The sequence below is a fragment of the Phaeodactylibacter sp. genome (genome assembly GCF_022763345.1).
Taxonomy (GTDB): Bacteria; Bacteroidota; Bacteroidia; order Chitinophagales; family Saprospiraceae; genus Phaeodactylibacter.
On the sequence record NZ_JALEGS010000060.1, the window covers coordinates 11,421 to 33,559 of the forward strand.

A 22,139-nucleotide genomic window follows, 5' to 3' on the forward strand; every position below is an offset into this window, starting at 1 on the left:
ATTACTCCTGCTTTGCAATAATCTCAAAGGGCTGTTCCAGCCGATGCCCCTCCTCATCTACAAGCGTCAGCAAATGCTTTCCGGGAGGCGGATCGAGTTCCATAGTGTGAAACTGAGTAGTACGCCCGATGAAGGTCTCGTTCAGATGCCAGTAGATTTCCGTCTCAGGCTGCCGGTGCGCTACCGTGAATACCGTACGGGAGCGGCTGCCATCCAGGTCGCGGGGCACAAGGATGCGGGTCGGATATTTCGGGTAGACCAGTTCCATAGGGCTATCTCCCAACTCACCGCAACCTGTGAGATAGGGCGGGAGCGGCTTATGAGCAGGGTTGCGTCGGGCATAGTAATGCGCTTCGGTGGGGGGGAGGACGAACCAGGGAGCGGGCTGCATCCGCTCAGGCGGATAACAATCTGCATTTACCCTGAATTGACCGCTCTCATCCAGGTGTATGACTTCATGAAAAGGGCAGGGCTGAAGCCCGGTTGCTGTTCGGGGAACTTGTATGGTATCCTTTGGGCAAGCCGGTCCGGCCTGGTAACCGCTTTCCCGGCAAATGACTGTTGGTTGGAGGTTGTCATAAGGCGCAGGGAACCAATCTCCTGATGAAGGCAGCAGCTTAAAAAGGTCGAACAGTACCGGTGCTGCGGCTTTCACCCCCACCAGGCCGGGGCGTCCTTCACCATCGGCATTCCCTGCCCAGACTCCTACCGCAAACCGAGGCGTTACGCCAATGGCCCAGGCATCCCGAAATCCAAAGCTGGTGCCGGTTTTCCAGGCAATCCGCCGGCTGGATTCAAAAACTTTCCACCCGCCCTCACTGGCCGGGCGTTCCACCTGCTGCATCGCCTGAAAGGTCAGCCAGGCAGCACCAGCACTCATAGGTTGAGGGGCATCCTGCAGCGGTACTTTTGGATCAATGGCGGGCAGGTAACGTGCAGGGCGAAAGTCAGCCGGGTTGTACTGGCCATTGTAATCGTAGGTATGGCTAAGCATCCGGGCCATACTGGCATAGATGCCGGTGATCTCCCAAAGGGATCCTTCCGCACCCCCTAATACAAGCGGGAGGCCATAGTGCCCCGGTGGATGTACCAGCGTCGTCATACCAATCTGTTCCAGGCGGTAGTGGAATTTCTCCAGGCCATAGGCGGACAGCAACTCCACCATCGGTACATTGAGGGAACGGGCAAGGGCCCGCTCAGCGGCAACCACGCCATCAAAATCTTCATGATAATTTTCCGGCTGATACCCACTGAGCCGCATGGGGATATCAGAAAGCAGCCGCTGGGGTGTAATGAGCCCCTCCTGCAAGGCAAAGGCGTACAAAAAGGGCTTTAGGATACTGCCCGTGCTTCTCGGAGCCGGGATAATATCCACCCAATCGTCGTGCACTGCTCCGGCACCAAGGACATTACCTACGTAAGCGAGTACATCACCGGTCTCCACATCCAGGATCAGGGCCGCGAGATTGTGAATCTGATTGCCCGCCAGCTGCGCCTGATGTGCCTGGAGCAGTCGGGTAGCTTGCTGTTGCAACTGGGCGTCAAGGGTGGTTTGCAGGCGGCCGGACTGCCCGTTGTTCATCGCGCTGCCCAAAAGGTGTGGGGCGTGTTGGGGTAGCGGCAGGGGGGCTTCCGGCAACGGTTCATCCAGTGCCAATTCCAGGGTCAGGGTATCGAGATGGCCTGCTGCTCCCAGCCGGTTGAGCAGGCGGTTACGCTTTTGAAATAGGGCTTTCCGGTTGCGGCTGGGGTGGATGAGCCCAGGCTGATTGGGGAGTACGGCGAGCATAGCCGCCTCTGCCCAGGACAGCAGGGTAGGGGGCTTGCCAAAGTAGCGCCAGGAAGCGGCTTCAAGCCCAACCACATTTCCACCAAAGGGGGCATGCGTAGCGTAGTGCCGGAGGATCTCGGACTTGGAAAACCGGAGCTCCAGACGTGTAGCGAGGAGCATCTCCTGAATTTTTCTCAAAAAGGTCCGGGGTGGATTGCCCTGCGCCATCCGGATGACCTGCATACTGAGTGTGGAACCACCACTTACAATCCGCCCTGCACGCAGGTTTTGCACAACAGCACGCCCAAGCCCAATCGGGTCAATGCCAGGATGGTTATAAAATCGCTGGTCCTCAAAGGTGAGCAGGGCAATTTCAAAGCGCCCGGGAATAGTATCCGGAGGAGGAAACCGCCATTGCTCGTCTGCTGCGATACGGGCGCTCAGCAGTTGTCCGTTACGGTCTTCCAAAACCACGCTTAGCGGAGCGTCGAACAGAGGCCGGGGCAGGCAAAAGGCATACCAAAGGAGGAAGATCAGACCTGCCAGAAGCAAGGCCCATCGTTTGACGGATAGCGTTTTAGTCAACAACTTTCCAGCCGTCTTCATACCGCTCCAGCACATAGGCTTCGCTCAGCTTCTGCCGGGGATTGTTGGGGAACCAGGCAAAAAGCGTAATGCTCATACGGTCGCCCCGAAAGGCACCGCTGATATCAATGATACCGCTATCCCTGGCTTCACTGGGCATAAAGCCTTCTTCCCCAGGCAGAACCAGATGGACCTCAAAGTCCATCCCTTCCAGATCTGAATCCTGCAGTTGCTTAAACAAGCGGGTAAAGTGGGGTGGATTCGTCATCGTAGTGGCGCTATGGCGCAGGTAGACTTTCTCCTGATTGGCCCACTCTGCCTCAAGGACCTTCGCTATCTCCGGATATTCCAGGGTGGCCTGAATGCATTGAACAAGGTCCGTCTTATCCTGAGCAACAGCCAGGAAGGGGAGGGCAAGGAGGGCGAGAATGGTAAGTGTAGCTTTCATCCGTTGTTTTGATTGTTAACGTTGGCAATAGGGCTGCCGTATTTTTGAACCTGAAATTAAGTGTTTTTGTCCAGAATCAGACGCTGCCCGGCTTTTACGGCTACTGCTGAACCGATTGCCAAAAAGACCGAAGAGGGCCGTACGGAGAGCGGGGCTGCAAAAGCCTCACCGTAAAGGGCGGCCGCATCGCAATTAATCTCATAACCGACTACAGGGCGGAGTTCCCAGGAAGGGTGCACGACTTCGTATTCGGTCGTCCCCTTTGAGCCCCGCCGGGCATAGCCCCAGTAATGCTCTGCGATGAATTGCTCCTCGCTACCTTCCAACAGAGGTTGAGGTGCTCCCCGCGTCATGACTTCCAAATGGTTCCAATGACCGGCATGCCGCCACTCGTAGCGGTAGCGCTGCTGCTCCGGGCCTTCTTCCCAAAGGTGGCGCATGGGCATGGCAGCATAGCGCTCGCCGTACAACCCATTGGCCACCCAGGTGATGGCCCGCTTTGGAACAATCTCACTGATGAAGACCACGCCCCGCTTCCACTCGCCTGCATCATTGTAACGGACATAAAACCGCAGGTTGACCTCCTCAAACCGCTGATGGAAAGGAATGGGCAGCCCAAGTACCCGAGTCCGGTCAAATAAAAAGCCGACTAAACTGGCGTAGCAGCGCCCATTCCAGGTGTCCAGCTCAGTACCGGGTGGGACGTAGGGTTGGAGCAGGGCGGGGTCGACCAGGTAGTTGGCCATAATCAGGTTGCGCCAGTGGGCGGTGAGGAAAGTTCGTGCCATATTTTAAAAACGTTCCGGCATCAAAACATGTTGCTTAGCGCTTTAGTACGGCTTCCATTTGTCTGATCAGGGTCTCTCCCCGCTCCGAAAGCGGGCGGGCAGCGTAGTTTTTTGGACCAGCTTTTCGCAAAACGAGTAGTACGAAATTGTCTGCCAGAATTTCGTCTGGATGGATAATATACCCCGTATTATCGCCAATCTGCCCGAAAAAACCGGGCGCGATTTCTGGCGCTAGGCCTTGTGGCTGCACAATATACCCCGTGTCTGTGGGCAGCAGCGGATACAGGCTAAAGTCAATATAATCAAAATAGCGTTTACCGGGATAGTTATCAGCCGTATCTGCGGTGATGACGGAAATATAGTGTTGGGCCTTACCGGTACTGTCAGGCAGTTCAATAGCATAGTTATGGTCTATGCCATCCGGATTGAGCAGGCGCCGCTCCAGTAATTGGGGAGGAAAGTGCAGCGGGGCATTCAACCTTTGGTATCCGATCAAAGCGTACAGTTCGGTGCGCAATGCGGAATTATAGCGAGAGATAATGTGGAACAACTCGTGCAGTAGAACCGGGAGCAGCGCCCTGTTGCCTTCGTAAAGCTCATTTTTGGGAATGAAAATGGCTTTTTCCCGGGTGAAATAGACCGAGGGGCCGAAGATGTTGGTTTCCATTTTGCCCAAGAGCACGGTATCGGGCAATAAATTGGGGTTGAGCGAATCACATAAGGCATAAGCTTGCTCGAAGGCAGCTTTTAGCAGTGCCCGGTCTGTAGCCTTGAGGGGCATCGCCTGTTTGGCCAGGAAGGGTTTGTAGTTTTTTCGGAGGACAGGCGCTGGAATCGCACTATCCAGCGGTATACCCATTTGCAGCCGGGTATCCAGGGGGCTGATTTTTTCAAAGAAGCCTTCCTTTTTATCCGTTTGGAGCTGCTGCGCGGCCTGAATGCTATCCAGCAGGTGCACCACTTTGCCGGGAGAGGGCTCAATGGTATTTTCCACCTCTGTCGTCGTTTGACAACCCGGGAGCAGAACCCCAAAGGCGAAGACGACCCACCAGGAATTTATGGACTGATAGCTCATTATGGTTCAATGGTTATTCAATGCCGGCTTACTTCCGCCCGAAATCGGCGGGGATTTCGCCCCAGCGCTCCGTATCCCACTTCATAATAGGATTGCTGTAGGTGTTATTGCGCAGCCAGACTTCTGCCCGGGCGATGAGCTCATGCAGCAGCTTGGTTTTGGCATTTTTGACGAGTTTGGTGTTGGCTTTTTTGCGTTTGACCCAGCCCATAGCTGTTCTGGAGTCGGTATAAATTGGCGTGTCTTTGCCTTGTTGCTGGAATAAGGCCAAGGCATGGACAATGGCTAGGAATTCGCCAATATTATTGGTGCCCAGGCTGAATTTTTTGTGGAAAATCTGCGCCTCCGTCTTGGTGTCAACGCCCTGATATTCCATAACGCCTGGATTGCCACTACAGGCAGCATCCACGCTGACGCTATCCCAGACGATCTCTTTGCGGGCTTCCTCCGTGACTATCGGCTTGGCTTTGCGGGTGGAAGGGCTGCCGCTGGAAATATGGTCTGCAAAATTACCCCTGAAAGCCGCTTCTGCTTCCTCCCGGCTTTTAAAGGACTTATACCGCGCATTCGGAAAACCTTTGATTTGTGCCTGACAGGCCGCCCAAGAATCGTAAACCCCGGGTGTCATACCCTCCCAAACCGTATAGTACTTTTTTTTCTTCGCCATGTCAATTCGTTTCGCCGCCAAGATAAGGTACATCAGGGAGAATTTCCGAATTCCGGATTTTCGTGCAACCTTTATAAAACCATAAAGTCATTGATGTAGTACAGACGATCAACTGAAAGTCATGCATGCATTAAAGTCACCCGCTGTTGATTACAAACACCTGAAATTGGATTACGCAAGTACACATCAGGACATTGTCGAGAAGTGCAAGCGCGGCAATCGCCGTGCTCAATTTGAGCTTTACCGGCTTTACTCCCGTGCCATGTACAATGTGTGCCTGCGTATGCTCCGGCACGAGCATGATGCTGAGGATTTGTTACAGAACTCCTTCGTTGATGTATTTACCAAGCTGCATACGTTCAGGTACCAATCTTCGGTTGGGGCCTGGATCAAGCGCATTGTAGTGAACAACTGCATCAACCACCTGAAGCGCAACCGTTTAGAGCTGGAGGAACTGGAAGACCGGTTTGTGGCAGACGAGCCTGACCGGGAAAGCACCACTGCTGATGACCCCAACCTCAGCGTTGAGCTGGTAAAGCGTGGGGTACAGCAATTGCCCGATGGGTACCGGGTGGTCTTTACCCTTTACGCTATGGAAGGGTATGACCACAAGGAAATTGCTGAAATCCTCGAGGTTTCCGAAGCTACTTCCAAGTCGCAGTACAGCCGTGCCAAAAAGAAACTCCGAAGTATTATTAGCGAGATGAGCTAAAAGTGTTATCTCGGAGTGCCACATTTTTCATCACAGGGTAAAGCGGGCAAAGCCCGTTTTAAGACAAGTAGACTATGCACCGCGATCAATTTGAACAATTCATTCACGATAACCGGGACGCTTTCGATAGCGATGTGCCCGAACTGAAGGTCTGGGGCGGTATCCGGCAGGACCTTGACCGCCGAAAGCACCGCCGCCTCCTGCTTTGGCGGGTAGCGGGTATCGCTGCCGCTGTAATCGGACTGCTCTTCTGCGGGGTGGCCCTGGGCGGCTACCTCAATTCGCCAACGCCCCATTCAATTGTAGCTCTGGAAGACGTAGGGGCGCAGTATGCCGCTCAGGAAGCGGCCTATCAGGAAGAAATACAGCAGAAATACCAACAGCTGGTCAGCTACGAACAAGCGGGCGCAGTGCAGCAGGATTTGAAGCACCTGGATGCTACGATTGCGGAATTGCGCAAAGAGCTTCAGGCTGCTCCTCCCGGCAAAGCAGAAGATATCGTAAAAGACCTGCTGGAAAATTACCAGGCCAAGGTGTACATCCTGGAGCGGGTTTTGAACCGCATACAGATGGCAGATCCTGATTTTGAGTCCACTCCACCGAAGAAAGCCAATACGGATGACCGGATTCTCTAAGCTTCCGGCAACAGAGCAGCGCAATGGCGCTACCTTTACCATTGCGCTTGTGCTGTTGGCCACGCTGTTTGCAGGGTCTCTTCAGGGGCAGTCCTCCTGTGATTGTGAGACCTTTTCCAGGCTGATCAAGAAAGAATACCAGGTCTATCCAACCGTATTGGTCAATATTTCCAATAAATACGGTCCGGTCAGTGTGGAAGGGTGGGCGCACAACCGTATCCGGGTGGAAGCGCTTACGGAAGTAGAGGCGGAACACGAGGCTGCAGCAGCCCGGGTTTTTGACCGCATCGAAACGGAGATGAACCTACAGCAGCGGTTGGTGAATATTCAAACCAATATTGCACCGGTTGAGCAGACCTGGTGGCCCTTTCCGAGCTTACAAACGGCTGATTACTCCGTGTCCATCCGGGTGTTTTTGCCTCAACCGGCAGCGATTTCCCTACTGAACAAGCACGGGGCGGTTACGGTGAAGAATATTACGGGCAATGTGTCCGCAGAAGTGCTTAGCGGAGATGTATTTGGTGCAAACCTTAAGGGCGAAGTGACGCTCAACCAGAAAGACGGCACCCTCAACCTCGAACAAATCACCCGACTGAATGCCGATTTGGTTAATGTTGAGGGTAGCCTGACTTCCGGGGATTGGGTGAAAGTCCGGAGCCGCTCTGCCATCCTGAAGTTCCGGAATATCGGCCGACTGGAGAGTGAAACGCGCTACGACAACTACTACGTTGATGGAGGCGGTATTTTTACCAATCAGGGGCGGTACGATGAGATCTCGCTCGACCGGGTCCGGGAAGTACAGGTAAGTACCTCGCTTTCCCGCCTTTACGTGAATCGGCTCCGCCACAACGCAACCATCGAAGCAGACAGCAGCAGGGTCCGCATTACGGACTTGCCCGATCAGTTCCGGACTGTTAAGCTTGAAGGCCGGTTTACTGATTTTAGGTTGGTTCTCAACCCCTCGGTCAATTGCCAGCTCCGGGCTACGGCGCGGCACGCCGGCATTCGCTATCCTTATACCTTGCACCTGATGGAGGAAATCGAAACCAGCGACCGGCATACCGTGTCCGGTTATTTCGGACAGCGGCAAAGTAGTGCTGGCCGGGTGGAGGCTTCACTGGATTACGGTGGGCTGACGATTGAAGCGGATTAAGATTCTGCGCGTCCCTGGATTTTACTATCTTGATGGCAGACAAATTCAAAACCTGAATTCAATCCAAGCCATGAAGATAAAATTCTGCGGAGCTGCTCAGGAAGTGACGGGTAGTGCTCACCTTATTACGCTGGACGACGGCTATACGATTTTGCTGGACTGTGGCCTGTATCAGGGGAGTGATGATGACATGGAAGATTTCAATGCACAGTGGCCTTTTGACCCTGCCAAGATTGACTGTCTGATTCTTTCTCATGCCCATATTGATCACAGCGGGCGTATTCCCAAGCTGGTCAAAGATGGCTTCCAGGGGAATATTTATTGTACGCACGCTACTCGCAGCCTTTGCGCGATTATGCTTCTGGATAGCGCAAAAATACAGGGGTATGATGCGGAGTACCACAATAAGCGGCTTCGTAAAAAAGGACGTACGGATGGCTTTGTGGAGCCTTTGTACACTCCAAAAGATGCGGAACAGGCCTGGAATCTCTTCGAGGGGCATGGCTACAACCGCTGGTTTACCATACACGATGGGGTAGAAGTCCTTTTCCGGGATGCCGGTCATATCCTGGGTAGTGCCTCTGTTACCTTGCGCATTGATCAGCTGGGGCGCAAAACCTCCATTGGGTTTACCGGAGATATCGGGCGGCCCAACCGTCCTATCCTTCGGGACCCTATACCTATGCCTGAAGTCGACTATCTCATTTGTGAGTCCACCTACGGCAACAAAGACCATGAGAACGCACCTAATGAAATCAAGCGATTTCAGCGGATCATTGAGCGGACTTGTGTGGAGAAACAAGGCAAGCTGATTATCCCGGCTTTTAGCATTGGCCGAACACAAGAGATTGTATACATGCTGGATCAGTTGGCATCTGCCGGCGAACTGCCGCGTATACCGGTCTATGTGGATAGCCCCCTTGCGGTTAACGCCACTACCATCTTTGGTGCCCATCCGGAGTGCTACGACAATGAATTGAATGAATACTTGCTGGAAGACGATGACCCCTTTGGTTTCAATGGGCTACAGTACGTACGCAAAGCTTCTGTTTCCAAGGAGCTGAACAATTCTAATGCGCCCTGCATCATCATCAGTTCGTCAGGTATGATGAATGCCGGCCGGGTCAAGCACCACCTTTACCACCATGTTGTAGATCCGCGCAATACCTTCCTGATCGTAGGCTACTGTGCGCCTCACACGCCCGGCGGGCGGCTGCGCGATGGCGCGAAGGAAGTACGGGTGTTTGGTCAGGAGCGGCCCGTAAATGCCGATGTGGAAGTTATGGACTCCTTCTCCGCCCACGCTGACCGGCATGAAATCCTGGATTTTTTGCGCAACCAAAAGCCCAAGCTCCGGCAGCTATTCCTGGTGCATGGTACATTGGACCGACAGGAAGCCTTCCGGGGATTCTTAAATGAAAATGGCTTTGATCAGGTGGAGATTCCCGAATTGCACCAGGAATACCGGATTTAAAAAGCGTACGCCCCACAATGCGGGGCTTAAAAGGGGAAGCCCCGCAATAAACCCAATGGGTACTGCGGGGCTAATTTTATGCAATGAGACGCTGGTCTTCTGCCCGGTGAGCGCAGAAGGCTGTGCGATTACTATTCGGATTGCTTGTTTTGCTGGATTTTATTGAGCAGCAGTGCCCCTTTCATCATAAAGTCGTCATGGTGGTCCCGGTACTCATTGTGGATCATCAGCAGGCGTGCGGCATCGTAAGCGGCAGATTTAGGTACAATCTGACGGTCGGCGATGGGGTGCAGCCAATATTCCAGGTTGTGGGAACGCAGGTAGCTGCGGTCATGCTCAAAGTTAATGACCTTGGATAACTTATTGAGAGAGAACAGGTAATCTGTCTCCTTATTGAGCTCCTTTTGCAGGTCAATAATGTTGTAACGGTCGAAACGGCCGCCGGAGCGCTCGCAGAGGAATACGTCCCGCCGCCCATCAAAGGTGATGAGGTCACGGAAACGGTATTTGCGAAGGTTCTTGATCAAAAAGTTTTTGATCGGCATTCGGGACGGGCGCAGCTGATTGAAGGCTCCCGCCAGTTCTTTTTCATCTAACCGGAAATCTTCGCGGAATGGTTTGCGACGGTGCGTGCGCATATTAACCACCTCTTTGACACGCCCCACGGTATGCCCCAGCTCATCTACTTTGGAGTAGACGCTCACGAAGTCAACATTAGCGTTGTTGATAAAGGTTTCTATGAAAATTCGGTTGGTGTCTTGTTCAAATACCAGCAGGCAGATTTCACTAATGGCGTAGAAATTGGGATATCCTCCGTAAATGTTGCCGTACTTTAATTCTAGAAATGCAATATTATTGTTCACGGTTTAAGGAGATTAAATGTTGGTTTAATTTAATTGTGTTTCGTCGAGTTTTCTCTTTCCAATGCATAATTTGCTTGATGACCAGGGCTTTTCGTTTTCATTCATTTGGCTTTGGCAAAAAGCATTTCTATTCGCAAGTTATACAGAAAATTCAAATCCATTAAATTTTGAAAGGCTGAAATTTCAATAAAACCTACAAGACATCAGACTTTTAAAGTCGAAAACGGCTTTTTATCTTGCCGTACTCTTTCACAAATGAATACCCGGTTTAGTTTAATTTCAGAGGAATAAAAACTTGCCTTTTTCGTAAATTTTCTCTCCATCGGCATAAATTTCACCCTCTTTGGTCATGTCAGTGATCATATCCCAGTGCACGGTTGACTGGTTTTTTCCTCCGGCCTGCAGGTAGGATTGCCCGATGGCCATGTGCACGGTCCCTCCGATTTTTTCGTCAAACAGAATATTCTTTGTCATCTGCTGAATGCGGTAGTTGGTCCCGATGGCGGCTTCCCCAAAACGCCTGGCACCTTCGATTTGGAAAATCTGGTCCAGGAAATCCTTGCCTCGTGTGGCTTCCCATTTCTCCACATAACCGTCTTTGACATACAACGTGGCGCCTTCCACCTCGTGCCCCATGTACAGGGCTGGGTAAGAAAAGCGGATCACCCCGTTGACGGAGTCCTCAAGCGGGGAAGTGTAGACCTCTCCGGAAGGCATGTTGGTGCGCCCGTCAGAGTTGATCCAGCGGCGGGTCTTGTCGATTTTGAAACGGATGTCCACACCATCACCTTTGTAATATACTTCTTCCCGGTCGTTGAGCAGGTCTACGATTTGCTGTTGCTGCTCCCGGACTTCTGTCCAGCTTTGGATGGGGTCCTCATCATAGAGACGGCAGGCAGTAAAGACAAATTTTTCGTATTCCTCTAAAGACATCCCTGCTTCCTGGGCGTTGGCAAGGGTGGGATACTGGCAAAGGCTGCGGCGCATATCCAGCGTGGCGGTGCGCTCGAAGTACTTTTTCATCACTGGCGCGTGGGCTTCCTGACGGATTTTGCGCTTGTCGGGGTTTACGTTTTGGTCTTCCCGCAGGTTGTAAGGTGCGATGATGTACAAGTAGGTATCGAATTCTTCCATCGCCTTTTTGTAAAGAGGCGAAATGAACTTTAGCTGTTCCGCTCCCGCTTCTTCCAGCAGAATCCGGCCTTGTTCACGGAAGGAGAGGTCTGTTTCTACGACGGCACCCGCCCTGACCGCTTCCCGGTAGACTTCACGCACGAGGGGCTCAGCCAGTGTGGTGCTGCGCAGGTACATTTTATCTCCTGGCTTAGTGCTTAGGCAATAGTGGACCAATAGGTGGGCGTACTTTTGAAGGATGTGTTCCATAGCTCGTAGGTTTGGTTAGCGGCCGGAGGTGAACGGTTACATAAAGGAGGCGGGGCGCCTGCGAGACGACCCCGCCTTTTTGTTTATTTTAAAAGGATTGGATGCTTGTCACACTAGAAGCTGCTTCATGTCTACCCGCTTGCGGATGATCTGCTCCAGCTGATCTACATGTACGCGTTCCTGTTCCAGGGTGTCCCGGTCGCGGAGGGTCACCGTCTGATCATCGAGGGCTTCAAAGTCCACCGTTACACAGAAAGGCGTGCCGATGGCATCCTGACGGCGGTACAGTTTGCCAATACTGCCGGTATCGTCGTATTGCACATTGAAGGACAAGCGGAGGTTGTTGAAGATATCCTGTGCCATATTCACCAGGCGTTCGTCATTGCGCTTAAGCGGCAAAATGGCGCACTTGATGGGCGAAAGGGCAGGGTGTAGCTTCAGCACTTCCCGGGTGCTCTCCTTTCCGTTGGCGCCTGTTACGGTCTCTTCCTGAAGGGCTTGCGACATGGTAGCCAGGAACATCCGGTCGCAGCCAATAGAAGTCTCCAGCACATAAGGCACGTAGCTTTCCTTGGTTTCGGGGTCGAAGAACTGCAGCTTCTTGCCGGAAAGCTCCTGATGAGCACCCAGGTCGAAGTCTGTCCGGCTGTGGATGCCTTCCAGTTCCTTGAACCCGAAAGGGAAGTTGAACTGAATATCGGCAGCGGCATCAGCGTAGTGCGCCAGATTCTCACCGTGGTCATGGAAGCGCAGCATTTCCTTAGGTGTACCCAGGGCAAGGTGCCACTTGAGGCGCGTTTCTTTCCAGTATTCGTACCACTTCATTTGCTCGCCGGGCTTGATGAAGTACTGCATCTCCATCTGCTCGAATTCCCGCATGCGGAAAATGAACTGCCGGGCAACGATCTCATTCCGGAATGCCTTGCCAATCTGGGCAATACCGAAAGGTAGCTTCTGCCGGGTCGTCTTCTGTACATTGAGGAAGTTGACAAAGATACCCTGTGCGGTTTCCGGGCGCAGATAAAGCTTGCCTTCCGCACCAGCGATGTTGCCCAGTTGTGTAGAGAACATCAGATTGAACTGCCGCACGTCCGTCCAGTTGCGGGAGCCGGTATCCGGGTCTGTGATGTCCAGGTCCTCAATCATTTGCTTCAGGTCTGCCAGGTCGCTGTTGGACATAGCGGCACCCAGGCGGGCTTCAATCTCCGACAGCTCCTTGATGTAGCCGGACACACGCGGATTGGTTTCCCTGTACATCGCTTCGTCAAAGTCATCACCGAAGCGCTTGCGGGCTTTGGTGATCTCTTTATCGATCTTGCCCTCAATTTTTTCCATATGCTCCTCGATGAGGACGTCGGCCCGGAAACGGCGCTTGCTGTCTTTATTGTCGATCAGTGGATCGTTGAAGGCATCAACGTGGCCGGAAGCCTTCCAGGTCTTGGGATGCATGAAAATGGCAGAGTCAAGCCCGACGATATTGTCGTGCATCTGCACCATGCTTTTCCACCAATAATCCTTGAGGTTATTTTTGAGCTCAACACCATAGGGGCCGTAATCATATACAGCGCTCAGGCCATCGTATATTTCGCTGGACTGGTAAATAAAGCCATACTCTTTGCAGTGGGCTACCAGTTTTTTGAACAGATCATTTTGCTGTGCCATAGTTTCCTGATTGATTATACAAGGCTGTACGCTGTCGCACCGCCCGTTTTCGAGCCCGCTAAGGTCGTAAAAACATCACTTATCCGGAACTGAATGCCCGGAAAATGCGGAGATTTACGGTTGGAATTGGAAAGCGCGGGTCCGTTCGAGCATTCCCTGTTCAGCTTCCCAGTGGGTTTGTTGTTGTGCAATGGCTTCCAATACCTGCCCATAAGTGGGGCGGGAGTCATAGGAGCGTGCGCTGAGCAATGCAACCGTTTGCCTGTCGTTGCCCAGCAATGCAGAGCGGTTGGCCTCGAAAACTTCCGGCCATTGCGGGAGGACCAGGCGATCAAAATCCTGAGCAGTACCGTAGATCGTCCAATTGAGCCACGGGCCTGCGCCCCGATAGTCAATAATGCGCAGTACGTAAAGGTCGGGAGTGTCGCCGGTGGTGCTCACGCTGAGGGTGTCGCCTGCCCGCTCCATGCTGAATATTGCATTGGAAGCGGCGATACTGCCTGGAAGGGTACTGACGACCTTGTTGTAGCGGTTCGCCGCAAAGGGTAGCCCTTCAAAGGTATTTTCTTCCCGGGCCAGCAGCCGGAACCCATCAGGCAGGCTGGCCGGAAGTAGCGGGGCGAAGCTGCCACTGACCAGGTCTGGCGTTGAGGAATAATCCAGAACGGCTTCACCATTTGGGGCAAGGCCAAAGACCCGGTACCGCCAGTTGCCGGCATTGGGCAGCCCGATCGGGCCTGCCTGTACCGGAGCGGGCAGAGCATCATAGTCAAAACTGAAAGCTTCCGGTCCGGCAGCAGGTGCCCAGAGATAACGGGGCGTTGCCTCCCCATTGGCCTGCAGGGTGGCATAAGCTGGTGCCGCTTCCGGAACCTGAAGCGCAAAACTCAGTAAGTCGGCCGCCGGATCGATGAAGATATCGCCGGTAAATAGCTCTTTGCTTTGTGCCGGCCAAAGGAGTTCGTCCAGGCTGCTGACGCCACTTACCGCTACCTCCCATTGTTCGGGGCGGGGAGCGGGCAGGGTATCCCAACTCAATCCGTCCGGTGCATTTAGAACGGTGGTCAGGTTGAAAACGGTACGGTTGGTATTGTCTGGTGCTACAGTGGAAGCGATTTCCAACAGGTTGAGATTGGGGCGGTCTGTGCATTGCTCTGCCATTAAGAGCACACTGCTTTGGCTTTCTGCCTCCGTACGGGCAAGGATAGCACCAGAGGTGTCCGTTACCCAAAGCCAGCTGCCCTGGCTTTCAAAGGTGGGGGTATTCCAGGTATACTCTGGTGGAGTGCAATCCTGCTCATCATCGTCTTTATTGCAACCACTCCACAGCCCAATGGCCAGGATGAGTAAGAGCGAATAACGGTTCATAGGTTATCAGGTTAGTTTTGGGAATCGGTTTTAAGAACTTATGAAAGTGTGGCCAAGTTCCTCTGAAACAGAAGAACCAGAAAATATACTACGCAGAATAGGGGAACAAGTTGCCCAAAGTCATCAAATAGCTGAACGTAAAAAACCAGAAGTTATGAATACCATTCTCAGAGCAATTGTTTTACTCCTCCTCCTTGGCTTTGCAGTAGCCTCCAATGCACAAGAGACCAGAAAACTAGACCACTTCGACGCGGTATCGGTGACCGGCGATATTTCAGTGACATTGGTAAAGGGCGATTCGCCTTCCGCTCTGATTGAGACCGATGGGATTGATGCGGATGAGATTACGCTTTACGTCAAAGGTAAGACCCTGAAAATACAGCTTATCGAAGGCTTGTTCAAGGACTTCGACCGGGTCGAAATCACACTGACCTATAATCACCTGCGGGCCATTCGTTCCAGTGCGGGAGCGTCCGTTCGTACCTCAGGCCCCATCACCGGAGATGAGCTCAACCTGCGGGCTTCAAGTGGCGGGCAGCTGTTTGCGGAGGTAGACGTGAACGCTATCGAGGCATCTGCTTCTGAAGGCGGCGTGCTCACGGTTTCGGGGCAGACAGAAGACCAGGAAGTGACCGTATCCACCGGCGGTATGTATGAAGGATTGGAATTGCAGTGCATGCGCACTTACGTGAAGTCCAATACGGGTGGCATGGCAGAGGTCGTTGCCCAAAAGCGCCTCGATGCTAATGCCAATACCGGTGGCAGTATTGAGTACACAGGCGAACCTGAAATTAAAAATATCCGGTCCCTGATTTCCGGCGGAATTCGGAAGCTGTAATACAAAAGTGGAATGGGGGGCAGTGCCCCCCGGTTTTCTACTCCCAGGTTTTATACCCCCCTTTCAGGTCGTATATCTCTTTGAAGCCCACCGCTTTGAGTTTGGCCGTGGCTTTAGCGCTTCGGTTGCCGGAACGGCAGTAAAGCATTAGCGGTTCCTCCTTATCAAACCTGGCTTCGACCTGCTGTACAAAGTCATCATCAAAGAAATTGATCAGTTCTGCACCTTCAATATGCCCGGCATTGTATTCATCCGGCGTGCGAACATCCAGCAATTGCAAGTCCTCGATAGCGGTCATTTTCTCCTGATACTCCTTTTTAGAGAGTACGTATTGCTCCTCCGCAGCGCTTTGGCTTTGGCAGGCATTCAGGGTGAAAACGGAAAGGATGGCGATAAAAAGTGTCTTGTACATTGGATGTTGATTTTATTGGTGGCAAAGATAGAGGCTTGTTGCTGCGGGCTCAGTAATGCAGATCACAGCTGTATTAAAGGCCAAACTGTAGCGTAAGGCCAATTTGAAACTGCAGCGTGGTTGTCGCAGTGATGCGTTCTTCAAAAACTTCGATAGGGTCATCGAAAACGGCAGGTGGATCGTCCATGCGCACCAGGTAACGCGCGCTTCCTCCCATGAGGTAAGTACAGCGGGCATCAAGCAGCAAGTCCGGCCATGAAGTCAATCGGGCCTGCACGCCAGCGCCCAGCCCGGCACTGAACGTATTGTCATTGAGCTCCGGGTAGGCTTCGATCAAATCCTCCTCTCCTTCATCAAAAAGCTGTACGTATTGCGTGCGGGTATAGGGGCGTTTTAACCCGATGAGCCCATCGGCATAAGGCTGCAGAAAGAAGTTGGTAAAAGGTTTAAAACGGAGGAGTACATGCCCCAGCAGCATATTGGTACGGGTGCGCAGCTCGTAGTTTTCCGGAAACCCATTTTGAGTGGTGGTAAATCCGACCGTCTCCTCATCGAAGCGGACTACGCTGAAGTCCAGCCCGGCAAAGACCGGCCGTCCGGGGCCCATCTGAAAAAGGAGCTGGCCACCACCGCCGATGCCGTTCTGATCCAGCACTTGCCGGAAGCCTTCCACGGGATTTAATACCGATAGGTGGCCGCCGATTTGCATATAAAATGGATAGCGGTCCGGTTCGCTTTCTTGCGCGTGCAGCGCAACAACCCCGGCATTCAGTAAAGTGCAAAACAGGATAGTTCTAAGCATTAGAGCTCCGTTTAGGTTTCCAAATTCGAACATCAGGGAGGGCTTAAGAGTTGGGCCCGGGTGCATAGTTTGCAGTGCCAGAACGGTAAATTGCCATAAAAACTTGCTGCAAACGCGAAAAAGAGATAATTTTAATGCGTTACATCGTGACTTTACCGTAAAAAGCGCGTCTACTTTTAGGCAATCCCCAACCAAAAGATTAATTTCACTTAATTCAAAACACTACCAAACCAAAGACCTCTATGAAATTCGAGATTTTTCAGAGCGAGAATAACGAGAAATACTACTTCCGCCTTAAAGCGAAAAACGGGCAGGTCATTCTCTCCAGCCAGGGCTATGCTAATAAATCGGGCGCTAAGAACGGCATTGAGAGTGTAAAGAAAAACTCCGCCAAAGATGAGCTCTTTGAGCGCAAGGAAGCCGCCAACGGCAAATTCCACTTCAACCTGCTCGCTGGTAACAAGCAAATCATTGGTAGCAGCCAAATGTACGCCGCCAAGTCGGGCATGGAAAAAGGTATTGAGTCTGTAAAAACGAACGCTCCGGAAGCGACGATTGAAGACCTGACGGTTGAGAGTTAGCCTCAATGCGTTTTATAGTTTAGAAAAGCTCCTGCATCAACTGGTTTGCAGGAGCTTTTCTTACTTTAGCGTTTCATCAGCGTACTTAATTTATGCCTACTTCCGTACAACGTATTAATGCATGGTCCAGCCCCCGCAACATAAGCACCGCCCTGATGTACGCCTTTCGGCAAAGAGCCGATACCACGGTGGTCGATGAGCCCCTGTACGCGCATTTTCTGAAGCATGGGCAGACAAAGGTTGTGCATCCGGGGGCATCAGCAATCCTCGGCAGCCAGCTGAATAATGGAGAAGAGGTGGTGAAGCAGGTCCTGATGGGTCCCAGTTCCACACCAGTGGTCTTTTTTAAGCAAATGACCCACCACCTGGTAGACATGGATGAGTCCTTCCTGCAGCATATGGACAATATTATGCTCATCCGGGACCCCAGAGCAATCATTGCCTCCTACGCCAAAGTCATCCCTAATCCGGGGATAGATGATATTGGGGTAGAACAACAGTACTATCTGTTCCAAAAGCTGCAAGCAATGGGCACGCTCAGAGCTGTAGTGGATGCCCGTCAATTGCTACTGGACCCACCGGGGGTACTGCGGCAGCTTTGTGAACGCCTGGGGCTGGCATTTGATGAAGGTATGCTGCAATGGCATCCCGGTCCGCGCCCTGAAGACGGTGTTTGGGCCAGCTATTGGTATAGCCGGGTGCATACCTCAACTGGTTTCCAGGCCTACGAGGAGCGTACCTATGAATTGCCCCCGAAACTGGAAGCGCTGGCGAAAAGCTGTACTCCTTATTACCATACCCTGTTTGAGGTAGCCCTTAAAGCAGGATCGGTTTAATCAGAAAGCGATATCTGTCTTCTGTTACAGCGGGATTAGGAATGTTTTGTGTAAAATGCTTAACTTGTCCCTTGCGTAGACCGAATGGTTGGAAGGGACAGGCGCACCGGTTAGGACCCAATCGTAAGTGAAAGGCACACTCCGCTAAGGCTCGGCAGTGAAGGCTCCAAAAATAAAGGGTTCAGGCAGGTGTAGCCCCATCAGCCGGCTACAATTCACCTAAATTAACCCGTATCAGCGCGCCCCAGAATGGCTTGCTCATAAATATGCAGCATCAAAAAAATTATATTGCCACGATTGCAGGCATTCTTTTGTTCCTCACGATGAGCGGAACTGCTCAGCCAAACAGCATAACGGAACAATCTCTGCTTGACTCTCTCGATCAGGCCAAAACCGGAGCACGGCATGCCTTTTGGCTGAAGGAACTGGCTTTTCATTATAAATCAGACCGTCCCGCTACTGCGCACAGCTACGCGCGAAGCTCCCTGGAAATCGCAGAACAGCTCGACAACCAGCAAGCTATTGCTGATGCCCTCCACGTGGAAGGTATTGTGTATTGGTATCAGGGCAAAGTAGCAGAAGCCTCAAAGGCATTCTTCAAAGCATTGGAAATCCGGGAAAAAATTGATGATAAACTGGGATTGGCGCGTTCTTATAACAACATTGGCAATGTCTTTAGCTGGCAAAATAACTTTCAGGAAGCCAGCTTGTACTACAAGCGGTCCATGGATCTTCGGCAGGAGCTGCAGGATAGTTCCGGTATGGTGTATTCTCTGGTAAGCCTGGCAGAAGTGGCTGCCCGGCAGGATGACCTCAAAGAAGCGCAGCGCTACGGGCTACAGGCACTTGATTTGGCCAGGCAAATACAAAAGCCTGATGCGGAAGCATTCTGCTATGAACACCTCGGGCATATTATGTTAAGCAAAAAGCAGCTCAATGAGGCTTTGAATTATTTTATGGATGCTGCCTCCATAAATCGTAGAATCGAAAACCAAAATCAACTCGCTGATAATTTACTGGAAATCGCTTCGGTTGAAGCGCTCAAAGGAGCCTATCGGTCTGCAATAAATGCGCTGTACGAATCAGTAAAGATTAGCCGTGTAATCGACGCTAATGACCTGGAGGCCGAGGCACTTAAAGGGCTGAGCCATAATTATGCTGCCCTGGAACAGTTTGACAGTGCCTATTTTTATGCCATCAATTATCAAATTGCAGAAGAAAAAATCACCGGTGAGAAACAAGCACGTGTGCTCTTTGATGTACAGGAGCAATACCGGTCACAACTGGAGAAAACGGGCCTCTTGCTGAAGCAACAGCGTAGCAACCGGCTCCTGATTTGGCTGTCCGTAGTAATTGTAGCTCTACTCATTTTATTTATTCGCTTGATGTATGTAAAAAACAGGCGCCTTCAGCGTACGGACCGTAAGCTGAAGGAAAAAGCTAATGAAATTGAACGAGTCAATAAGGTATTGGCAACTCAGAATGAAGACTTACGGAACTCTAACGACTCCCTGCGGGAATTCGCCTATGTGGTATCTCATGATTTACGGGAGCCGCTTCGTACCATAGGGTCTTTTACGACTTTGCTGGCCCGGCGTTTTCCTAATGACCTGGATAATCAGAGCAGAGAATACATTAACTTCATCGTAAAGGGGACAAAACACATGAGCTTGCTGCTCGATGGGCTGCTTTCCTATGCAAAGGTCAGCAATACGGAGTCCCTCGCATTAGAGCCGCTTAATCTGAATACCGTAGTCGGGAATGTACTGGAAATATTGGATGCAGAAATTGAGGATACCCAAGCCAACATAAAAGTGGATCAATTGCCGGTGGTCAATGGTAACCGGGCACTGCTTTCCCAGCTCTTCCAGAATCTGATCGCGAATGCCATGAAGTTCAATGATAAACCAGAGAAAAAGGTTTGGGTGCGTTATATGGATCAGGGGGATATGCATCAGATTACGGTAGAGGATAACGGAATTGGCATTGATGAAGCCTTCAAGTCTAAAGTTTTTCAGATCTTTCACCGCCTGGAAAAAAACAAGTACAAGGGTACGGGTCTGGGCCTGGCGATTTGTCAGAAGATTGTGGCTCGCCACCGCGGCAAAATCGAACTGGAGTCTGTACTCGGGGAAGGGACCCGTTTTTTAGTTTACTTGCCAAAATGATCTGATTAGCATGTTGCAACAATACGATCCGAGAAATGAGCACCTCCTAATTTATATCGATGGGGAGCTGTATCCAAGAGAAGAAGCCAAAATCTCTGTTTTTGACAGCGCCGTACAGGGGGGGGATGCGGTCTGGGAAGGCATTCGGGTGTACGATGGCCGGATATTCTCTCTGGACGAGCATCTGGAGCGCCTGCAAAACTCCGCCCACGCCATGGCTTTCCGACAGGTGCCCTCCAGTGAAGAAATCAAAGCAGCGCTTTTTAAAACCCTGGAAGCCAATGGTATGCGGGACGAAACCCACATCAGACTGACGCTGACCCGTGGCAAAAAAATAACCTCAGGCATGGACCCACGCCTCAATCAGTTTGGGCCCACACTGATCATTGTGGCGGAATGGAAACCACCCGTATATCCACCGGAAATCACGCTGGTCACCTCTTCGGTCCGCCGGAATTCTGCCATGTCTCTGGATTCCAAAATCCACCACAATAACCTCATCAACAACATCCTGGCCAAGATCGAAGCCAACCACGCCGGCGCAGATGCAGGGCTCATGCTTGACAAAGATGGCTTCGTCTCGGAGGCCAATGGGGTAAATGTATTTTGTATCCGCAAAGGCATTGTCTACACGCCGCATGCCGACAGCTGCCTGCCGGGCATCACCCGTCAGCATGTGATTAACCTGTGCCGGGAACAAGGTATCCCCATCGTGGAGAAAAATCTGTCGCTTACCGAATTCTACACGGCCGATCAGGTCTTCACCACGGGCACGATGGGCGAGCTCACCAAAGTCGCGGAAATCGACGGGCGCACCATCCGCAGCCGCATGGAAGAAGACCTGTTAGAACAAATCAAGGGCTACTTCCGGGCAATGACCCGGTCGGGAGGGGAGCCTTTACCATTCTAACTGTTTCACTCGACGATTAGTGGTAAGGTCACCTGCCGGTCCGTTTCCATACACCGCAGAAAGTAGGTGCCCGTTGGCCATTGATCGACCCTCAGCCTGAAGTGAGCGGGAGATAAGTTTTGGTATTGCGCTATCATCTGCCCTGATGCCGTGTAAACTTGCAGCGTTTTCAATGGCTGAGTCAATTCCACAGTCACGACTTCGGTAGCGGGATTAGGATAGTAGTGTATATCAGGCATCGAAGATGGAGGTGTTGGAATAGCTTTTTGTGGTTTCTCGAACCAGACCCATGTGGAACAACCATTTGAATGGTCAAGGTACTTTGGCTTTGGAGCAGTGACGACCACTGAATTCAAGTTTACAGGTTCCGGTATAAGTTCAATATAAAGCCAGTTCTGTTTGCCAGCAAACATCTTAAACCCACGGATGCTTTTGGGTTCGTGCCCGAGGTAAGATATTTGAATATCATAAATTCCCGGATTCAGCCCGGAAAGTTCAACATGCCCGTCATCTTCAGAGGCCGTACCTGTAATCAAAACACCCCTTTTGAAAAGCACAATATTTGCCCCATATAGTGCGTGCCCCTCCGCATCATTGATTTGGCCCGCAAGGGCGGTCTGCGCCAAAAGCAGCGAGCTGCCAAAGAGCAGCAGGCCAGTCAGGATGAATGTACATTTCATTTTCATAGCTTCAAGTTTGAAAAGAATAAAAAAGCCGGGACATGACGCCCCGGCGTACCTAAAATTGCTTTGTATGAAGAGTTCTTGATTTCCTGGGGAAGCGTACTGCCACCTTTTTAGGCGGCAGTACTGCTTGTTAACCCTGTGTCAGAGCAAGCGCGCTTGTTCTCATAGCTTGTTGTTTCGTACAATTCAAAGGTAAGGGCGATGCTGGCCGTAAACCAACCGAAAAAAGGGCTTATGTCAGGTTTCTGATTGCCTTAAGGCGACGGGCTTTCGCCTTTGCCATCTCGGGCTGAATCCCTACCTTTGCAGCTTGTTCAACAAA

The 22,139-nt window shown here is 51.8% G+C and carries 21 protein-coding genes; 9 read left to right on the plus strand and 12 right to left on the minus strand.

Annotated elements, in window-relative coordinates:
* Window position 1 precedes the first annotated feature (1 nt).
* The 5 genes from pbpC to MRY86_RS16405 are packed head-to-tail and all read right to left on the minus strand — an operon-like array spanning window position 2 to window position 5,334.
* Window positions 2-2,377 (minus strand): penicillin-binding protein 1C, encoded by a 2,376-nt coding sequence (gene pbpC, locus MRY86_RS16385; protein WP_293570306.1) that lies wholly within the window; start codon window positions 2,375-2,377, stop codon window positions 2-4.
* On the minus strand, window positions 2,349-2,804 hold the full coding sequence (locus tag MRY86_RS16390) for a hypothetical protein (RefSeq protein ID WP_293570307.1): 456 nt from the start codon (window positions 2,802-2,804) through the stop codon (window positions 2,349-2,351). The genes pbpC and MRY86_RS16390 overlap by 29 nt, the downstream gene beginning before the upstream one ends.
* A 56-nt stretch (window positions 2,805-2,860) precedes the next feature.
* Complete coding sequence (locus tag MRY86_RS16395; protein ID WP_293570308.1) at window positions 2,861-3,592, minus strand: DUF2071 domain-containing protein; 732 nt, start codon at window positions 3,590-3,592, stop codon at window positions 2,861-2,863.
* A gap of 34 nt (window positions 3,593-3,626) precedes the next feature.
* Window positions 3,627-4,667, minus strand: coding sequence for a hypothetical protein (locus MRY86_RS16400; RefSeq protein ID WP_293570309.1), 1,041 nt, complete (start codon window positions 4,665-4,667; stop codon window positions 3,627-3,629).
* A gap of 28 nt (window positions 4,668-4,695) precedes the next feature.
* Entirely contained in the window at window positions 4,696-5,334 is a 639-nt protein-coding gene (locus MRY86_RS16405; protein WP_293570310.1) for a ribonuclease H family protein, read from the minus strand.
* A gap of 121 nt (window positions 5,335-5,455) precedes the next feature.
* On the opposite strand from MRY86_RS16405, the gene MRY86_RS16410 reads away from it, so the two are divergent.
* The 4 genes from MRY86_RS16410 to MRY86_RS16425 all read left to right on the plus strand — a co-directional run bounded on the left by MRY86_RS16410 (window position 5,456) and on the right by MRY86_RS16425 (window position 9,308).
* Window positions 5,456-6,046, plus strand: coding sequence for an RNA polymerase sigma factor (locus tag MRY86_RS16410; RefSeq protein ID WP_293570311.1), 591 nt, complete (start codon window positions 5,456-5,458; stop codon window positions 6,044-6,046).
* Window positions 6,047-6,120: 74 nt separating this feature from the next.
* Entirely contained in the window at window positions 6,121-6,681 is a 561-nt protein-coding gene (locus tag MRY86_RS16415; RefSeq protein WP_293570312.1) for a hypothetical protein, read from the plus strand.
* Window positions 6,665-7,834, plus strand: a complete 1,170-nt coding sequence (locus tag MRY86_RS16420; protein ID WP_293570313.1) for a hypothetical protein — start codon at window positions 6,665-6,667, stop codon at window positions 7,832-7,834. Before MRY86_RS16415 ends, MRY86_RS16420 begins: the two co-directional genes overlap by 17 nt.
* Before the next feature lie 70 nt (window positions 7,835-7,904).
* Complete coding sequence (locus tag MRY86_RS16425; protein WP_293570314.1) at window positions 7,905-9,308, plus strand: MBL fold metallo-hydrolase; 1,404 nt, start codon at window positions 7,905-7,907, stop codon at window positions 9,306-9,308.
* 131 nt (window positions 9,309-9,439) lie between these two features.
* On the opposite strand, the gene MRY86_RS16430 is transcribed toward MRY86_RS16425, so the two are convergent.
* From MRY86_RS16430 to MRY86_RS16445, 4 genes are all read right to left on the minus strand, one after another.
* On the minus strand, window positions 9,440-10,171 hold the full coding sequence (locus tag MRY86_RS16430) for a hypothetical protein (RefSeq protein WP_044147793.1): 732 nt from the start codon (window positions 10,169-10,171) through the stop codon (window positions 9,440-9,442).
* A 279-nt stretch (window positions 10,172-10,450) separates the two neighbouring features.
* Window positions 10,451-11,554, minus strand: coding sequence for an aminopeptidase (locus tag MRY86_RS16435; protein WP_293570315.1), 1,104 nt, complete (start codon window positions 11,552-11,554; stop codon window positions 10,451-10,453).
* Window positions 11,555-11,662: 108 nt separating this feature from the next.
* Window positions 11,663-13,216, minus strand: coding sequence for a glycine--tRNA ligase (locus MRY86_RS16440; protein WP_293570316.1), 1,554 nt, complete (start codon window positions 13,214-13,216; stop codon window positions 11,663-11,665).
* A 114-nt stretch (window positions 13,217-13,330) separates the two neighbouring features.
* Complete coding sequence (locus tag MRY86_RS16445) at window positions 13,331-14,584, minus strand: hypothetical protein (RefSeq protein ID WP_293570317.1); 1,254 nt, start codon at window positions 14,582-14,584, stop codon at window positions 13,331-13,333.
* 154 nt (window positions 14,585-14,738) lie between these two features.
* Here MRY86_RS16445 and MRY86_RS16450 point away from each other — a divergent pair, with 154 nt between their 5' ends.
* Entirely contained in the window at window positions 14,739-15,422 is a 684-nt protein-coding gene (locus MRY86_RS16450; RefSeq protein WP_293570318.1) for a head GIN domain-containing protein, read from the plus strand.
* Window positions 15,423-15,459: 37 nt separating this feature from the next.
* Here the strand turns inward: MRY86_RS16450 and MRY86_RS16455 are convergent, their stop codons facing one another.
* Window positions 15,460-15,834 carry a rhodanese-like domain-containing protein gene (locus tag MRY86_RS16455; protein WP_293570319.1) on the minus strand — a complete coding sequence of 125 codons (375 nt, stop codon included), beginning with the start codon at window positions 15,832-15,834 and terminating at the stop codon, window positions 15,460-15,462.
* 73 nt (window positions 15,835-15,907) lie between these two features.
* Window positions 15,908-16,636 carry a hypothetical protein gene (locus MRY86_RS16460; RefSeq protein ID WP_293571655.1) on the minus strand — a complete coding sequence of 243 codons (729 nt, stop codon included), beginning with the start codon at window positions 16,634-16,636 and terminating at the stop codon, window positions 15,908-15,910.
* 242 nt (window positions 16,637-16,878) lie between these two features.
* Here MRY86_RS16460 and MRY86_RS16465 point away from each other — a divergent pair, with 242 nt between their 5' ends.
* The 4 genes from MRY86_RS16465 (at window position 16,879) to MRY86_RS16480 (ending at window position 21,131) form a co-directional block, all read left to right on the plus strand.
* A complete protein-coding gene (locus MRY86_RS16465) occupies window positions 16,879-17,217 on the plus strand; it encodes a YegP family protein (protein WP_293568341.1) in 339 nt (112 codons plus the stop codon).
* Window positions 17,218-17,309: 92 nt separating this feature from the next.
* Window positions 17,310-18,053: a hypothetical protein gene (locus MRY86_RS16470; protein ID WP_293568339.1), complete on the plus strand. Its 744-nt coding sequence runs from the start codon at window positions 17,310-17,312 to the stop codon at window positions 18,051-18,053.
* Window positions 18,054-18,319: 266 nt separating this feature from the next.
* Window positions 18,320-20,221 carry a tetratricopeptide repeat protein gene (locus tag MRY86_RS16475; protein WP_293568337.1) on the plus strand — a complete coding sequence of 634 codons (1,902 nt, stop codon included), beginning with the start codon at window positions 18,320-18,322 and terminating at the stop codon, window positions 20,219-20,221.
* Window positions 20,222-20,231: 10 nt separating this feature from the next.
* Window positions 20,232-21,131 carry an aminotransferase class IV gene (locus MRY86_RS16480; protein ID WP_293568336.1) on the plus strand — a complete coding sequence of 300 codons (900 nt, stop codon included), beginning with the start codon at window positions 20,232-20,234 and terminating at the stop codon, window positions 21,129-21,131.
* Between the two features lie 5 nt (window positions 21,132-21,136).
* Here MRY86_RS16480 and MRY86_RS16485 read toward each other — a convergent pair whose 3' ends face one another.
* Complete coding sequence (locus MRY86_RS16485; protein ID WP_293568335.1) at window positions 21,137-21,811, minus strand: T9SS type A sorting domain-containing protein; 675 nt, start codon at window positions 21,809-21,811, stop codon at window positions 21,137-21,139.
* Window positions 21,812-22,139: the final 328 nt, after the last annotated feature.

What these genes read in the sequence shown, in the direction of transcription:
- MRY86_RS16390 (WP_293570307.1), bottom strand. Translation starts at nt 2,804, where the DNA reads ATGAAAGCTACACTTACCATTCTCGCCCTCCTTGCCCTCCCCTTCCTG.
- MRY86_RS16410 (WP_293570311.1), top strand. Translation starts at nt 5,456, where the DNA reads ATGCATGCATTAAAGTCACCCGCTGTTGATTACAAACACCTGAAATTG.
- MRY86_RS16455 (WP_293570319.1), bottom strand. Translation starts at nt 15,834, where the DNA reads ATGTACAAGACACTTTTTATCGCCATCCTTTCCGTTTTCACCCTGAAT.
- MRY86_RS16445 (WP_293570317.1), bottom strand. Translation starts at nt 14,584, where the DNA reads ATGAACCGTTATTCGCTCTTACTCATCCTGGCCATTGGGCTGTGGAGT.
- MRY86_RS16460 (WP_293571655.1), bottom strand. Translation starts at nt 16,636, where the DNA reads ATGCTTAGAACTATCCTGTTTTGCACTTTACTGAATGCCGGGGTTGTT.
- MRY86_RS16420 (WP_293570313.1), top strand. Translation starts at nt 6,665, where the DNA reads ATGACCGGATTCTCTAAGCTTCCGGCAACAGAGCAGCGCAATGGCGCT.
- MRY86_RS16470 (WP_293568339.1), top strand. Translation starts at nt 17,310, where the DNA reads ATGCCTACTTCCGTACAACGTATTAATGCATGGTCCAGCCCCCGCAAC.
- MRY86_RS16465 (WP_293568341.1), top strand. Translation starts at nt 16,879, where the DNA reads ATGAAATTCGAGATTTTTCAGAGCGAGAATAACGAGAAATACTACTTC.
- MRY86_RS16480 (WP_293568336.1), top strand. Translation starts at nt 20,232, where the DNA reads ATGTTGCAACAATACGATCCGAGAAATGAGCACCTCCTAATTTATATC.
- MRY86_RS16415 (WP_293570312.1), top strand. Translation starts at nt 6,121, where the DNA reads ATGCACCGCGATCAATTTGAACAATTCATTCACGATAACCGGGACGCT.
- MRY86_RS16400 (WP_293570309.1), bottom strand. Translation starts at nt 4,667, where the DNA reads ATGAGCTATCAGTCCATAAATTCCTGGTGGGTCGTCTTCGCCTTTGGG.
- MRY86_RS16405 (WP_293570310.1), bottom strand. Translation starts at nt 5,334, where the DNA reads ATGGCGAAGAAAAAAAAGTACTATACGGTTTGGGAGGGTATGACACCC.
- MRY86_RS16475 (WP_293568337.1), top strand. Translation starts at nt 18,320, where the DNA reads ATGCAGCATCAAAAAAATTATATTGCCACGATTGCAGGCATTCTTTTG.
- MRY86_RS16435 (WP_293570315.1), bottom strand. Translation starts at nt 11,554, where the DNA reads ATGGAACACATCCTTCAAAAGTACGCCCACCTATTGGTCCACTATTGC.
- MRY86_RS16425 (WP_293570314.1), top strand. Translation starts at nt 7,905, where the DNA reads ATGAAGATAAAATTCTGCGGAGCTGCTCAGGAAGTGACGGGTAGTGCT.
- MRY86_RS16485 (WP_293568335.1), bottom strand. Translation starts at nt 21,811, where the DNA reads ATGAAATGTACATTCATCCTGACTGGCCTGCTGCTCTTTGGCAGCTCG.
- MRY86_RS16395 (WP_293570308.1), bottom strand. Translation starts at nt 3,592, where the DNA reads ATGGCACGAACTTTCCTCACCGCCCACTGGCGCAACCTGATTATGGCC.
- MRY86_RS16450 (WP_293570318.1), top strand. Translation starts at nt 14,739, where the DNA reads ATGAATACCATTCTCAGAGCAATTGTTTTACTCCTCCTCCTTGGCTTT.
- MRY86_RS16440 (WP_293570316.1), bottom strand. Translation starts at nt 13,216, where the DNA reads ATGGCACAGCAAAATGATCTGTTCAAAAAACTGGTAGCCCACTGCAAA.
- pbpC (WP_293570306.1), bottom strand. Translation starts at nt 2,377, where the DNA reads ATGAAGACGGCTGGAAAGTTGTTGACTAAAACGCTATCCGTCAAACGA.